This is a genomic window from Actinoplanes sp. CA-051413 (assembly GCF_050955795.1).
In the GTDB taxonomy this organism is placed as follows: Bacteria; Actinomycetota; Actinomycetes; order Mycobacteriales; family Micromonosporaceae; genus Actinoplanes.
The window spans coordinates 2846940-2860293 of record NZ_CP192100.1; the positions used below are offsets into that span (position 1 = coordinate 2846940).

Here is a 13354-nt window from a genome sequence, read left to right on the forward strand (position 1 = left end):
GCGCCGTGCGCGTTCATCGGCAGGTCGCAGCCGATCGGGGGCCACACATACCCGCAGGCATCGCAGCCGTGTGGGAGTTCGCGCGTGGACAGCGTCGCGGAGGCGTCTCAGCGGCGTGACAGCCGAGGCTCCGGTGTCGGCTACCTGCCGGATGGGATCAGCAGTGACGGCTGGTGGCCGGTGGCCGCAGGTGCGGGGCGATCAGCATGGTCAGCCCGGGGCCCGGTTCGGCCTGCACTTCCCGATCGAGCAGATGGGCGTAGCGGCGGTACTGCCGGACGGCGTCGAGGCCGTTGCCGGCCCGGATCTCGATCTCGATCAGCAGCCGGTTCGCGCTTTCCCGCAGCGGGTCCACACCCACTGCCGTACGCGCCAGGGTGGCGGCCTCTCCCACCCGGCCGGCCATCAGCAATCGCTGCGCGCAGCCCTCCAGGGCGTACAGGGTGAGCAGCCGGAACTCCTCCCGGAACTCCACCAGCCACTCGTCGCTCCACCCGGGCAACAACTCGAGCGGGCCACCTGCCCACGGACGGAACGGGAGATCCTCGCCGCGCATAACCTGCCACGCCCACTGGCGTACCTCGTCGAAGTCGACGCATGCGTCGGCGATGCGCAGAACCTCGCCCTCCTCGGTCACCAGCTGTGGAGCGTCGTTACGCAACCGCCAGTACGCCGTCCGGAGGTTGTCGCGGGCGCGGTGCTGATCAAGGTCCGGCCACAGCAGCCCGGCGGCGTCGGACCGGGCGGTCGGCCCGCGGACGCCGAGCAGGGCGACCAGGCGCCGGGCACTCGGGCGCAGGCCCACCCGGCGCCCGGAGGCGACGACGGCGAACCGTCCGAGGAGATCGATGCGGTGTGCGGGAGATATGCGGACACGTCCCATGGAGGCCCCCTGCCCGACTCCGTGCAGAGCCTCATTCATGCCATCGCCGCCCGCCCGCAGCGTCAAGCCCTGCGTCGCAGCTACGGCACAAAAATGGCAGGTCGCAGAAATAGCCCAGAGCCGCAGGAAGAGTGCAGGCCTGCTCAAAGCCTGGTCTTGACGGACCCATTTACGCGGCGTCTCGGCGGTGCCGATGCCGAGTTTCTGAGCTTCCGCGGTGATCGCAGCCCAGTCGGACTCGTAGTGCGGCCGCACCTCAGCGACCAGCCGCACCGCCCGCTGACGCCGGTGCGGGACATCCTCGCCCTCATCACCGGGACCGGCGCCGACCCCACCGTCAGCGTGGGTCTGGGCGCCACCCTCGAAATCATCTCATCATCGCCAACGTCGGCACAGCCGTCGTCCCGTACGCACTGTTCAAGCGATACAGCGAAAGCCTCGCGCTGGGCTACGTCGCCGCCCGGCTCGTCGAGGGCACCTTCATCGCTATCGGGGTCGTCAGCCTGCTCCCGTTCGTGTTCATGCGCCAGCAAGGCACCGCCGGCACCGACGCGGCTCTCGGCGAGGCCTTCGTCGCGATCTACGACTGGGCGTTCCTGGTCGGGCCCGGCATCCTCGCCGGCATCGCGAGCGGCATGATCCTCGGCTACCTGATGTACCGATCCGGACTCGTGCCGCGAGGCCTGGCGATGCTGGCAATCATCGGCGGTCGGCGTCTATCTCATCGTCAAGGGCTTCGAGCCGGCTCCGATCCCGGCCCTGATCGAGGGCGAACCCATCACCGTGAACACCGGCTCGTAAAGGCACCTGCATCCAGCGCCAGCTCACGGCGAGATCCAGACCGCCTGCACCGTCATCTCGGCCTCGCTCAGAATGTTGTGGCGCTTCTTGATGGTCTGCTGGGCGCGCTCGTAAAGGTCGGTGCTGATGGGTGGCGTGTGTGACTCGGCGCGGGCGCAAGGTATCGCCGGGGGAGTGCTGGCGACGCGTGACTCGTTGGCGTGCCGTTGCGCCTAGCTTGGGTTTCTTGCGCGCAGGGCATACGCACAGTTCCTACACCGCATTCAAAGGTCATCCCGCAGGCATTTAGCTCTCAGGTTCGGTTGATTTCTATGAACGTCAGGATGACGACCACTAGTTGCCGCCGCCCTGACGTTCTCCTCCCGCACGGGGCGTGGGTCGTGCCGTGCACCCGTATCTCGGCAGAGCGGCGACGCGGGCCGGTCCCTCGCGTGGCGAGGGACCGGCCGATCTGGAGCGTTACAGGCTCAGCAGAGCCAGGATCGCGTTCAACAGCGCGACTATCTGCGCGAGCGGCGCATTCAGGCCGCCGTTGAGCAGGCCGGCGATCGCGCACAACAGGTTGCCCAGCAGGTTGCCCGGCCCGGAGATCGCGGTGATGTCGAGCACGACGGTGTTGAGGTGGACCGTCAGCCCGAGCAAATTGAGGTCCAGCGGGCCGAGCACCAGGTGCAGGATCGGACAGGCGGCCTGTGTGCCGACGTCCCCTGCCGGCAATTGCACCGGCAGGGTGACTGCGGTGTCCGTGGTGCCGACGTTGTAACCGGCTGCGTCGGTCAGCACGCTGTGCAACGTGCCGATGGCGACCACCTTGCCGTTCTGCGCGGCGAACCGCTTCGGTGTGAAGGTTCCGGTTACCGTGCCGCCGTTGCCGAAGGTGCCGTTGACGGCGGACGTCATGGTGCCGGCAGCGACCTTCGGTGCCGGCGCAGCTACAGCCGGGGTGCCCACGACCGTGGCCATGGCCAATGCGACTGTGCTGGCTAATGCGAGCCTGGCGATGATCCCGATGCGCATGTCCCACTCCTTTAATCGACGAGCTTCATTGTGCAGTATCTGCCCGTCATGCTCTGCGGATAACCTTGGGCGAGGAGCGGTGGATTCATATAGCAGGAACTAATTCTTGCGATTTTTCGAGAAGAAGGCGTCGGCGATTTTCGCACTCGGACGTACGCCATCGTCCGTCAACGCACGTCGACGTGCGGGGACAGTTCTTCACTTCTGCGAACTGGCGCTGGCGCCGTCACCAATTTCCGCCAGCTTTCACCGTCTAACGGAGACTGTCAAGTTGTAGAGGGCTGGAATGTGTCGATGACAAAAGTCATGCTTTTGTTATGACGATAGTCACGCTTTCGCCGTGACAAAGGTAATTCGTGAACGCCTCTGACAATTGTCGGCCACCGCCATGAGCCGCCGGGCGCACGCCCGGTACCAGTTGCGGATAGCGACGAGCGGTCGATGAGAGGCGAGCGCGTAGCTCGCTGGGCATGGCGGATGAAAGCTTGCGGCGGACATCGGGTTGCCGCCCGGACGCGCCGTGCCGAAGCTCCCGCGGCTACCGCCTGTAGAGCTTCCCAACAACACGGTGACACCGGCGACTCTCGGGGTAAGGAAACAAATCGAGCCGCCTACCGCCCGAGGGAGCACGCATGCCTGGACTACACGAACTGTTGACGGTTCGGCCCGGCGGTACACGGCTCGCTGACATCGACCCGCGCAGCACTCCCGGGCTGCCGGAGAAGCGGGTGATCGGTCACGACCCGAAACGGTGGTCACAGACCGAGGTGGCCGCAATGTCGAAGGAGCTCGCCGCGTACCAGGAGCGGTTGTTCGCCTCGGCCAAAGAGGGCGCCACCAACCGGCGGGTGCTGCTGGTGCTGCAGGCCATGGACTGCGGCGGCAAAGACGGTACCGTCCGCAACGTCACCCAGAGCATGAGCCCTGCGGGCATGAAAGCCGTCAGCTTCGGCCTGCCCGACGAGGAGGAACGCCGCCACGACGGGCTGACCATGGTCAAGGTCATGCTGCACATCTCCAAGGACGAACAGAAGAAGCGTCTGCTCGCCCGGCTCGACGACGCGAGCAAGCACTGGAAGTACAACCCGGGTGATCTCGCTGAACGAGCCCGGTGGGACGACTACCAGCAGGCGTACGAGGACGCGGTGAACCGGTGCAGCACCACTGCCGCGCCCTGGTATGTCGTGCCCGCCGACCGCAAGTGGTACCGCAACTGGGCCGTCGCCACCCTGCTGCGCGACGCCTTCGCCGACATCGACCCGCAGTACCCCGAACCCGACTTCGACGTCGCCGCCGAACGCGCCGAACTCCTCGCCGCCGACTGATGACCATCACGCGGGACGCCTCGTTCCGCGGTGCGGCGGGCGCGACGGAAGTCGATCATCCGCACCGGCGCAGCGTGGTCACTGGTCCAGGTCAAGCGGTTCTTGTTCCGACCCGGTGATCAGTTCGGTGTCCGATTGTGGTGGGGCGGGACTGCGCCATTCGGCGAGAAGTACGGTGGCGTCGTCCTGCAGCCGGTCGTCCTGGTAGTCGAGGATGGCGTGCACGAGCCGCCGCATGGTCTCCGGTCCGGGAAGCTGGTCGGCGAGGGCCTTGGCGGTGAAGTCGGTGAGTCGTTCGACGCCGAACTGCTCGCCGTCGGCCGAGCGTGCTTCGATGATGCCGTCGGTGTGGAGAAGCAGGCGGTCACCGGGCTCCAAGGCCTCTTCCACGACCACCGGGGGGCGCCTGTCGCCGAGCGAGACCGGTAGGGCGGTCGGGGTCGGTCTTGGTCGATACGGTCCGCGGGCCTGTCCCACTGCGAGACTACGAGCGCGACGGTGGTCAGCTTTTCGCTGCGTGCCCAGCGCAGGAAAGCTCCGCAGTTCGGCTCTGCGGGCGACCCGCCGTTCGGCGCGCCATTGATCGACGTCGGCGTACTGAATGTCGGCCAGGGCAGCGGTCGCCGCGTCGATGTGATTGCGCACGGTGGTGGCCTGAGTATCCGTGACAGCAGTGTTTGGGCCGGTGCGGGTTCGGAGCCGGCGCGAGGGATACCAGTGGGCGTAGCGCGAGACGCTGCGGCGCTGTTGCGGGTCATCGATGGCGGCCAAGGCGCGATGCAGCCACTGCTGGAGGCGGTCGAGGATCGGGACGGATCCGTCGGCCTGCATTCCCGCCGCTGGGTGGTGGACAGAACCCTGGCCTGGCTGACCGCCCACCGGCGGCTGGCCCGCGACTACGAATGCCACCCCGAAGTCTCCGAAGTGATCATTCGCTGGGCCGCCATCAACGGCATGCTCCGCCGTATCACCCGCGGATGCCCAGCCCGCCGTCAACTCCGCCGCACCTTCACATGGACTTGATCCACCTCTCGAACACTCACTCAGCCACTGTCTCTGCTCAGAGTCAGGTTGTGTCGGCTCCGGTCCCCGGCCCAGGCCGCTTCGAGGATCGCGGTCAGGCTGGCGGTGTCGGTCGGCCCTGGATGGTTCTGAATCAATCGGGTGACGCCACTGGCCATCTCCGCGAAGCGCGGAAGGTCGGCGCGTGCCACGCCGAGGTCCGCCAAGGTGGGCGGGATGCCGATGTCGGCAAGGAGTCCGTCGAGCCAGGCAAGGAACGCATCAGCCGCCTCGGCATCCGAGGCGTCGGTCACGTCCAGCCCGCACACCCGGGCGAGGATGGCCAACCGGTCGCCGATGGCATCCCGGGCCGCGTCCAGGGCGTAGGGCAGTAGCAGCCCGACGCCGAGGCCGTGCGGCGTGTGCGTGGCTGCGCCGATGGGGTACTGGAGGGCGTGCGGGGCCGCGTTGCCCGCGTGGGAGAAGGCGAGCCCGGCGAGCATGGACCCGTAGGACATGTCCGCGCGCGCGTCCGTGTCGCCTCCGTCCCTGACGGCACGGCGCAAGCTACGGGCGATCCGCTCCGCGGCCAGGAGCGCGTAGTGGTCGGTGATCGCATTGCGGCCGAGGAAGACCTGCTCCACCGGGTCGCGCGGTCCGTGGGCCCGGGGTCGCGCGGTGTAGCTCTCCACCGCGTGGCAGAACGCGTCGATGCCGGAGTGGGCGGTGACGGTCGCGGGGCAGGTGTAGGTGAGTTCGGGGTCGACGATGGCGAAGTCGGGCACGATGTGGACGCTGGAGACCCCCACCTTCAGCTCGCGGTCCGGGTCGGTCAACACCGAGACGGGGGTGAGCTCGGAGCCGGTGCCTGACGTCGTCGGTACAGCGACGAGAGGAATCGTCGGCCCCGGCACCTTCGACTCGCCGTAGTAGTCGCGCGGCGTCCCACCGTGGCGGCGGATGACGCCGACAATCTTGGCGAGGTCGATCACCGTGCCACCGCCGATCGCGAGGATCACGTCGGCGTCCATCTCGGCGGCGACCGAGACTGCCAGGGCGACATCGGCGAGTGGCACGTCCGGAGTCGCGTCGGAGAACACCTCGACGACCTTGATCTTCTCCCGCACGGCGGCCACGATCGCGGCCACGCCGGGCTGCCCCAGAAGGACCTGGTCGGTCACGATGAGGACTCGCGAGCCACTCTCGGCCACCACTCGCGGGATGTTCTGCGCGACCCCTTCGCCCACTATCAGCTGGCGTGGTCCGCGGACGGTCTCGAGCATGTCAGTGCCTCTCCGGAACATCGGCGGCGATCTGCTGGGCGGACGTCCAGGTCACCGGCGAGACCGGGACGGCGTCGGCAAGGCCGGCCGACCGGAGCAGCGGGCTGGTCACGGTAGGTCGATCGCCGCGTAGGTGACGTCGAGGTACTCGAGGATGCCCTCGTGCGAGCCCTCCTTGCCGATCCCGGACTGCTTCACGCCTCCGAACGGAGCCGACGGGTCCGAGATCAGACCTCGGTTGATGCCGAGCATCCCCGTCTCCAGCCCCTCGGCGAACCGGAGCGCCCGCTGAAGGTCCCGGGTGAAGACGTATCCGACCAGGCCGTGCTCGGTGTCGTTGGCCTTCGCCAGCACCTCGTCGTCGGACGTGAACGAGATGATCGGCGCCACCGGACCGAAGATCTCCGCCCCCAGCATCCGTGCATCGTCGGGCACGTCGACGACGACCGTGGGCGGATAGAAGTGGCCCGGCCCATCCGGACGCTCGCCGCCCACCAGGACCCGGGCGCCGCGATCGACCGCGTCGGCGACGAGCTCCTCGATCTTGGTGACCGCGGCCTCGTCGATCAGCGCCCCGACGTCCACGCCGTCGTCGAGACCGTGGCCCACCGAAAGCGCGCCCATCCGCTCGGCGAAGCGCGCCGTGAACTCCTCGCGCACCGGCTCCTCGACGTAGATCCGGTTGGCCGCGATGCAGGACTCCCCGATGTTGCGCATCTTGGCCACCATGGCACCGTCGAGCGCGACGTCCAGGTCGGCGTCGGCACACACGATCAAGGCCGCGTTGCCGCCCAGTTCCATGGAGGTGCGCAGCACGTTGTCCGCTGCCTGTCGGAGCAGCACGCGCCCGACCTCGGTCGACCCGGTGAACGAGAGCTTGCGGGTCCGCCTGTCGGCCAGCAGTGCTGAGACCACCTCGCCGGCCCGCTTGGTGGTCACCACGTTGACCACGCCGGGAGGAACGCCGACCTGCTCCATGATGCGGGCCAGGAGCAGCATGGTGAGCGGCGTCTGGGCTGCCGGCTTGGTGATGGTCGTGCAGCCCGCCGCCAGCGCCGGAGCGATCTTGCGGGCACCCATCGCCAACGGAAAGTTCCAGGGCGTCACGAAGACGCACGGTCCGACCGGCTTGGGCACCGTGAGGATGCGATATCCACCTGCGGGAGCGGTGCTGTAGCGCCCCTCGACGCGCACCGCCTCCTCGGCGAACCACCGGAAGAACTCGGCGCCGTAGGCCACCTCGGCCCGAGCCTCGGCGAGCGGCTTGCCCATCTCGAGCGTTATCAGCCGGGCGACCTCCTCGGATCGCCCGGTCAGGGACCGGTACGTCGCGGTCAGCAACTCGGACCGTTTCCGCGGCGGGGTCGCCGCCCACTGCGCCATTGCCTTGCTCGCCGCGTCCAGAGCGGCGAGCCCGTCAACGACGCCGGCGTCCGCCACCTCGGCGACGGTCTTGCCGGTGGCCGGGTCCTCGACGGCAAAGGTGGCTCCGCTTGCGGCGTCGCGCCAGGCGTCGCCGATCCGGAGCCGCCGGTGCTCGGGGGCCAGGACGTCCATCGGGTCACTCATCGCGGCTACCGCCCGGCCTCGGACAGCGACAGCCCGGTGCCGGCGTCGAACAGGTGCGCACGGTCCAGGTCGACCGTGACAAGCAGCCGCTCGCCCGGCGTACCGGTGATGGTCGGTCTTGCCTTGACCTTGAGGATCTCCGTCCCCACTCGGACGTCGACCACCGTCCGGTCACCGAGCGGCTCGAGCTCGTAGAGCTCGCCTGACAGCGACGCGTTCCCACGCTGTTCGACGGACAGGTCCTCCGCACGCAGGCCCAGCAGCAGGGAACGACCGTCCTCAGCCGTGGTCCAGCGGGGCCGTGGCAACGTCCAGCCTTGGGCACCGACCAGACGATCGCCCTCGGCGTGGCAGGCGAGCAGGCTGATCGGCGGGCTTCCGACGAACCCGGCGACCCACTGGTTGGCCGGCCGCTCGTACACCTCGGCCGGCGTTCCGACCTGTTGCACCTTCCCCTCCCTGAGCACCGCGACCTGGTCGGCCATGGACAGGGCCTCGACCTGGTCGTTGGTCACGTAGACGAAGGTTGCTCCGAGCCTGGAGTGGATGCGGGTGAGCTCGGTGCGCATCTCGACGCGGAGCTTGAGGTCGAGGTTCGTCAACGGCTCGTCCATGAGAAACGCGCGCGGGCTACGGACCAGCGCCCGGGCCAGGGCGACACGCTGCATCTCACCGCCCGACAACTGCGCGGGGCGACGCTGCAGCAGACGTTCGATGTGCAGCAGGCTCGAGATCCGCTCGACGGCAGCGGCGATCTCGCTCGAAGAAGAGCGGCGTGCCCGCAGCGGCGAAGCGATGTTCTCGTACACCGTGTGTCGCGGATAGAGGGCGTAATTCTGAAAGACCATGGCCAGATCCCGTACGGCGGGAGCGTCATCGGTCGCATCCCTCCCGTCCAGATGCACCGACCCGGCGTCGAGCTTCTCCAGGCCGGCGATCGCTCGCAGGGTCGTCGTCTTGCCTGCCCCGGAGGGCCCGAGGACGACGAAGAACGAGCCGTCCGGCACGTCCAGCGTCACCCCGTCCAGGGCCTGGACCTTGCCGAAGGACTTGCACAATCCGTGCGCTGCCACGGTTCCCATCAGGCCACCAGCTCTTCCGTGCTCACGTCATAGACCGCCGGGGCCCCGCCGCTGTGCCGCAGCCCGACCTTCGCGTCAGTAGCGAACCGGACAGTCGACGGCATCCGCACCCGTACGTCGCGCCGGCCGCCGTGGTCGACCACGTAGATGATCTCGTCGCCCAGCCACTCCGCCGAGACCACGCGGGCCGGTACTGAGTCTTCCGCCCCCGGTTCTGCGACCTCCAGCGCCTCCGGCCGGACGCCGGCGACCAGGCGACGGTCGCGCGGCAGGCCCGGCGGTGGCGTGAGGGCCAGTCCGCCTTGCCCGCGCAGCTTCCCGTCGGCCACCTCCACCTCGATCAGGTTCATCGGCGGGGAGCCGATGAACGCGGCGCAGAAAAGACTCACCGGACGGTCGTAGACCTCCAGCGGCGTACCGATCTGCTCGACGCGGCCCTTGTTGAGGATGGCGATCCGGTGACCGAGCGACATCGCCTCGACCTGGTCGTGGGTGACGTAGACCATCGTCGTCCCCAGCTGCCCCTGCAGGTGCTTGATCTCCGTACGCATGTCCGCCCTCAGCTCCGCGTCCAGATTGGTGAGGGGTTCGTCCATGAGGAAGGCGCGCGGTCGTCGCACCAGGGCGCGAGCGAGCGCGACGCGCTGCTGCTCCCCGCCGGACAACTGGCGCGGTCGCCGGTTCAGGAGCGGAGCGAGCCGCATCAGCCGGGCGGCCTCGTCGACCCGCTCACGGACCTCCGCCTTGGGCAGTCCCTCGGCCCGCAGTGGGAACGCCAGGTTGTCGCGGGTTCTCAGATGCGGGTAGAGGGCGTAGAACTGGAACACCATGGCGATGTCGCGTTCGGCGGGCGGCAGGTCGTTGACCAGCGTGGCGCCGATGTGGATGTCGCCCGTCGTCTGCCTTTCCAGGCCGGCGATGGCCCGCAGCGTGGTCGTCTTGCCGCAACCCGAAGGGCCGAGCATCACGAACAGCTCGCCGTCAGCGATGGACAGGTCCACGTGCTCAACTGCGACCGTCCCGTCCGGGTAGCGCTTGTGCAGCGCGGTCACCTCGATGCCGGCCATCAGCGTCGCACCGCGCCGAGCGTCACACCGGCGACGAGGTGCTTGCGCACCAGGTAGGCGAAGACGAGCACCGGTAGGGCGAACACCACGGAGGAGGCGGCCACGAGACCCCAGTCCACTGTGGTACCGCCGATGAGCCCGGCGATGGCGGGTGGCGCCGTCCGGACGTTGTCGCTGGAGGTGAGGAAGATGGCGAACACGAACTCGTTCCACGAGAAGATGAGTGCGAAGACGGCCGTCGCGGCGATGCCGGGCACGAGCAAGGGAAGGGTGAACTTCCGGAACGCCTGCAAGCGGGTGTAGCCGTCGAGCATGGCGGCATCCTCGTACTCCGCGGGTACCTCGTCGACGAAACCCTTCATCATCCAGATGGTGAACGGGACGTTGAAGGCGGTGTAGATGAGGATCAGTCCGAGCGCGCTGTCGATGAGTCCGACCTGGCGGTACATGAGGAAGATCGGGACCACGACCACCACGGGCGGCATGAAGCGGGTGGACAGGATGAAGAACAGCTGGTCCTTCTTGGCCTTCATGTCGAAGCGTGAGTAGGCCCAGGCCGCCGGGACGCCCAGCACGGTGGCCAGCACCGTGGAGACGCCGGCGACCATGACGGAGTTGAGGAACGAGCCGGACAAGGTCGAACGACCGCCGCCGGAGGCGACGAACACGTCCCTGTAGTGGTCCAAGGTGACCTTGAAGTCGAGGAACTTGGCCGGGATGGCGTAGACGTCCCGGTTCTCCTTGATGGACGTCTCGATCATCCACAGCACCGGAAAGAGCATCACCACGGCCAGTACGGTCAGCAGCGCGACCTCCAGCACGGATCGGCCCCGGCCGCCACGGCGGCGCGTGGGGGGATCGTGATCCTGGACCGGACCTGTGGACACGGCCTCGCCGACGGAGAGGGCCATCAGTCCTCCTTGAGCTTGTTCAGGTAGCGCAGGTAGAGCTGCGTGAGGACGATGACGACGAGGACCATGAGGATTCCGTACGCCGAGGCGGTTCCGGTGTTGAAGCCCAGGAACGCGACCTTGTAGACGTGGAACGACAACGTCTCGGTGGAGACCCCCGGACCTCCGCTGGTGAGGATGTAGACGAGGTCGAACAGGCGGAAGGCCTCGATGGACCGGAACAACACGGCAATGAGGAGCAGCGGCCACACCAGCGGCAGAGTGATGGTGCGGAACCGGAACCACTCGGACGCCCGGTCGATCGAGGCGGCCTCGTACAGGTACTTGGGAACCGCGGTGAGGCCGGCGAGTGCGATGAGCATGATGAACGGCGTCCATTGCCAGGTGTCGACCACGATCAGGGAGATCAACGCCGTTCGCTGCCGGGTGAGCCACTCGACCTGCCCGAGGCCGAGCGAGCCGAGCATGCTGTTGACCACGCCGAACTGCGCGTCGAGCATGAATCGCCAGAACAGCCCGACCACGACCGGCGACAGCATCATCGGAACCAGGAACAGAGTGGTCAGCAGTCCTCGCCCGTGCGTACGCCGTGAGATCAGGTAGGCGATGGTGAAACCGAGAACGGTCTGCAGACCGACCGCGCCGACCACGTAGACCAACGTTGTCAGGGCCCTCAGGTGGACCTGCGCCGAGGTCAGGATCGCGGTGTAGTTCCCGAACCCGATGAAATTCGCGGGCCCGCCGCGGGTGGCCGAGTAATCGGTGAAGGACAGGTACAAGGCCCACAGCAACGGGAACACCGACATGGCGAGCAGTAGCAGCAGCGCCGGCGCGATGAAGACCACGGCGAGTCGGCGGTCGCTCAACCAGCGGGACCTGCCCCGGGCAGGCGGCGTCACGGACGCCACCTGCTCGGGACGGTCGGTCGTCAGAGGGACGGGGGCACTCACAGTCCGCCGCCACCCTTTTTACCGCTGGAGTCGAGCACGCCCTGCTGTTCCTTGGCGATGTCGTCGAGCGCTTGCTTCGGCTTCTTGGCGCCGTTGAGAGCCGCGTTCACGTTGGTGTTCTCTATGTCGACGAGGCGCGCGTACTCGGGCACGTTCCACATGTCCCGCATCCGCGGAACCGAGTCGGCGTACACCTGGTTGAACGGCCCGGCATTGAGGAACTCGGGCGACGCCAGGGCGTCCGTACGCGATGGCACGCCGCCGGCCGCGGCCCACTTCTTCTGGATGTCAGCCTGCTCGAACCACTTCATGAAGTTCAGGGCCTCGGCCTGGTTCGCCTTGGGGGAGTAGGCCGACACGTGCATCCCCATGCCGCCGAGAGGCACCAGGTCTGTCTTCTGTTTCGGCAGGGTGGCAAAGCCCAGTTTGTCGAGAATCTGCTCCCGCGTCTTGCCCAGCGTGGACTGCTTCGGGTCGAGCAGGCCGCCGCTCGCGGCGATCCAGTTGAACGCGATGCAGGCCTTGCCCTGGGCGACCGCCGCGTTCGTCTCGTCGATGAACCAGTTGCCGGAGCCCTTGGCGGTCAGCGGCTTCATCTTGTTGACCAGGACGTCCATCGCCTCTTGGCCGGCCGTGTCGTTGAGGACGCCGTCGATCTTTTTCGTCTTGGCGTCCCAGAGGTTGCCGCCGTAGACGCCGTTGACCGTGTTGTAGGTGACGGCCGCGGCGTCGGAGCCGTTGGCCTGGTGGAAAGCCAGCCCGCTGACGCCAGGATTGTCCGCCTGGCACTTCTCGGCGGCTGAGATCATCTCGTCCCAGGTCTGCGGTGGCTTGTCGCCGATCAGGTCCTTGCGGTAGATCATCGTCCAGGTGTCGCCGAGCAGCGGCAGTCCGTACAGGCTGGCGTTCTCGTCGCGCTTGCCGGTCTCCGCCTGGGGGTACTGGCCGTAGGCCGCCAGGAGGTACGGGTTGTAGGCCTTGACGTCGACGTTCTGCTTGACGAAGTCGGTGAGGTCGAGGATGTTGCCGTTCGTCACGGCCTCACCGATGTGCTGCGAGTCCAGGATCGCGATGTCGAAGTCGGTCTTGCGCGCGGCGAACTGGGTGAACATCGCGTCGTGCCAGTTCGCGTTCGGTACGGTGTTGACCTTGATGGTCGCGTTGGGTCGCTCTTTCTTGTACTCCTCGTTCGCGAAGGCTTCCAACGCTTGGGCGGGGGGCCACTCGAACCAGATGAAGCTCAGCGTCAGCGGGTCCTTGGTGAGCTCGGGGATGGTCGCCGGTGCCTTGGGGGCGCTCGCCTTCGCGTCGTCGTCCTGGCTGTCGCCGCAAGCCGCCGTGGTCATGGTCACCAGCAGCAGGGCCGCCGTCGCCAGCCGCACCCTTCGACCGGGAACGGGCGGTCCTGTTCGCTTCGGATACCGCATCTTCTTGCCTGCTTTCTGGGTAAGGACTTCTGGAGCC

General features: G+C 67.5%; 12 protein-coding genes and 1 pseudogene. 3 read left to right on the forward strand and 10 right to left on the reverse strand.

Features of this window, described 5'->3' with window-relative positions; genetic code table 11:
* Nucleotides 1-157 precede the first annotated feature (157 nt).
* The gene (locus tag ACQP2Y_RS13575; protein ID WP_433731931.1) at nucleotides 158-883 is read right to left on the reverse strand and encodes an AfsR/SARP family transcriptional regulator; all 726 of its coding nucleotides are present in this window, start codon (nucleotides 881-883) and stop codon (nucleotides 158-160) included.
* Between the two features lie 413 nt (nucleotides 884-1296).
* Between ACQP2Y_RS13575 and ACQP2Y_RS13580 the strand changes: the two genes are divergently transcribed.
* Nucleotides 1297-1827, forward strand: a complete 531-nt coding sequence (locus ACQP2Y_RS13580) for a DUF4386 domain-containing protein (RefSeq protein WP_433731933.1) — start codon at nucleotides 1297-1299, stop codon at nucleotides 1825-1827.
* A 316-nt stretch (nucleotides 1828-2143) separates the two neighbouring features.
* Here ACQP2Y_RS13580 and ACQP2Y_RS13585 read toward each other — a convergent pair whose 3' ends face one another.
* The gene (locus tag ACQP2Y_RS13585; RefSeq protein ID WP_433727901.1) at nucleotides 2144-2701 is read right to left on the reverse strand and encodes a hypothetical protein; all 558 of its coding nucleotides are present in this window, start codon (nucleotides 2699-2701) and stop codon (nucleotides 2144-2146) included.
* A 776-nt stretch (nucleotides 2702-3477) separates the two neighbouring features.
* Between ACQP2Y_RS13585 and ACQP2Y_RS13590 the strand changes: the two genes are divergently transcribed.
* Nucleotides 3478-4026 carry a hypothetical protein gene (locus tag ACQP2Y_RS13590; protein ID WP_433727903.1) on the forward strand — a complete coding sequence of 183 codons (549 nt, stop codon included), beginning with the start codon at nucleotides 3478-3480 and terminating at the stop codon, nucleotides 4024-4026.
* 78 nt (nucleotides 4027-4104) lie between these two features.
* On the opposite strand, the gene ACQP2Y_RS13595 is transcribed toward ACQP2Y_RS13590, so the two are convergent.
* The gene (locus tag ACQP2Y_RS13595) at nucleotides 4105-4422 is read right to left on the reverse strand and encodes a PP2C family protein-serine/threonine phosphatase (protein ID WP_433727905.1); all 318 of its coding nucleotides are present in this window, start codon (nucleotides 4420-4422) and stop codon (nucleotides 4105-4107) included.
* A 438-nt stretch (nucleotides 4423-4860) separates the two neighbouring features.
* On the opposite strand from ACQP2Y_RS13595, the pseudogene ACQP2Y_RS13600 reads away from it, so the two are divergent.
* Nucleotides 4861-5049, forward strand: a pseudogene (locus ACQP2Y_RS13600) (hypothetical protein); the annotation flags it as partial.
* 20 nt (nucleotides 5050-5069) lie between these two features.
* On the opposite strand, the gene ACQP2Y_RS13605 reads toward ACQP2Y_RS13600, so the two are convergent.
* From ACQP2Y_RS13605 to ACQP2Y_RS13635, 7 genes are all read right to left on the reverse strand, one after another.
* On the reverse strand, nucleotides 5070-6311 hold the full coding sequence (locus ACQP2Y_RS13605; RefSeq protein ID WP_433727907.1) for an iron-containing alcohol dehydrogenase: 1242 nt from the start codon (nucleotides 6309-6311) through the stop codon (nucleotides 5070-5072).
* 108 nt (nucleotides 6312-6419) lie between these two features.
* Complete coding sequence (locus tag ACQP2Y_RS13610; RefSeq protein WP_433727909.1) at nucleotides 6420-7880, reverse strand: NAD-dependent succinate-semialdehyde dehydrogenase; 1461 nt, start codon at nucleotides 7878-7880, stop codon at nucleotides 6420-6422.
* A 5-nt stretch (nucleotides 7881-7885) separates the two neighbouring features.
* On the reverse strand, nucleotides 7886-8962 hold the full coding sequence (locus ACQP2Y_RS13615) for an ABC transporter ATP-binding protein (protein ID WP_433727911.1): 1077 nt from the start codon (nucleotides 8960-8962) through the stop codon (nucleotides 7886-7888).
* Entirely contained in the window at nucleotides 8962-10029 is a 1068-nt protein-coding gene (locus tag ACQP2Y_RS13620) for an ABC transporter ATP-binding protein (protein ID WP_433727913.1), read from the reverse strand. The genes ACQP2Y_RS13615 and ACQP2Y_RS13620 overlap by 1 nt, the downstream gene beginning before the upstream one ends.
* Complete coding sequence (locus tag ACQP2Y_RS13625; protein ID WP_433727915.1) at nucleotides 10029-10940, reverse strand: carbohydrate ABC transporter permease; 912 nt, start codon at nucleotides 10938-10940, stop codon at nucleotides 10029-10031. Before ACQP2Y_RS13625 ends, ACQP2Y_RS13620 begins: the two co-directional genes overlap by 1 nt.
* Nucleotides 10940-11806, reverse strand: a complete 867-nt coding sequence (locus tag ACQP2Y_RS13630) for a carbohydrate ABC transporter permease (RefSeq protein WP_433727917.1) — start codon at nucleotides 11804-11806, stop codon at nucleotides 10940-10942. The genes ACQP2Y_RS13625 and ACQP2Y_RS13630 overlap by 1 nt, the downstream gene beginning before the upstream one ends.
* Before the next feature lie 80 nt (nucleotides 11807-11886).
* A complete protein-coding gene (locus ACQP2Y_RS13635) occupies nucleotides 11887-13272 on the reverse strand; it encodes an extracellular solute-binding protein (protein ID WP_433727919.1) in 1386 nt (461 codons plus the stop codon).
* Between the last annotated feature and the right edge of the window lie 82 nt (nucleotides 13273-13354).

Bases quoted from the DNA above. Each gene is read 5' to 3' on its own strand.
- ACQP2Y_RS13620 (WP_433727913.1), bottom strand. From the start codon at position 10,029: ATGGCCGGCATCGAGGTGACCGCGCTGCACAAGCGCTACCCGGACGGG.
- ACQP2Y_RS13610 (WP_433727909.1), bottom strand. From the start codon at position 7,880: ATGAGTGACCCGATGGACGTCCTGGCCCCCGAGCACCGGCGGCTCCGG.
- ACQP2Y_RS13585 (WP_433727901.1), bottom strand. From the start codon at position 2,701: ATGCGCATCGGGATCATCGCCAGGCTCGCATTAGCCAGCACAGTCGCA.
- ACQP2Y_RS13590 (WP_433727903.1), top strand. From the start codon at position 3,478: ATGTCGAAGGAGCTCGCCGCGTACCAGGAGCGGTTGTTCGCCTCGGCC.
- ACQP2Y_RS13615 (WP_433727911.1), bottom strand. From the start codon at position 8,962: ATGGGAACCGTGGCAGCGCACGGATTGTGCAAGTCCTTCGGCAAGGTC.
- ACQP2Y_RS13625 (WP_433727915.1), bottom strand. From the start codon at position 10,940: ATGGCCCTCTCCGTCGGCGAGGCCGTGTCCACAGGTCCGGTCCAGGAT.
- ACQP2Y_RS13575 (WP_433731931.1), bottom strand. From the start codon at position 883: ATGGGACGTGTCCGCATATCTCCCGCACACCGCATCGATCTCCTCGGA.
- ACQP2Y_RS13605 (WP_433727907.1), bottom strand. From the start codon at position 6,311: ATGCTCGAGACCGTCCGCGGACCACGCCAGCTGATAGTGGGCGAAGGG.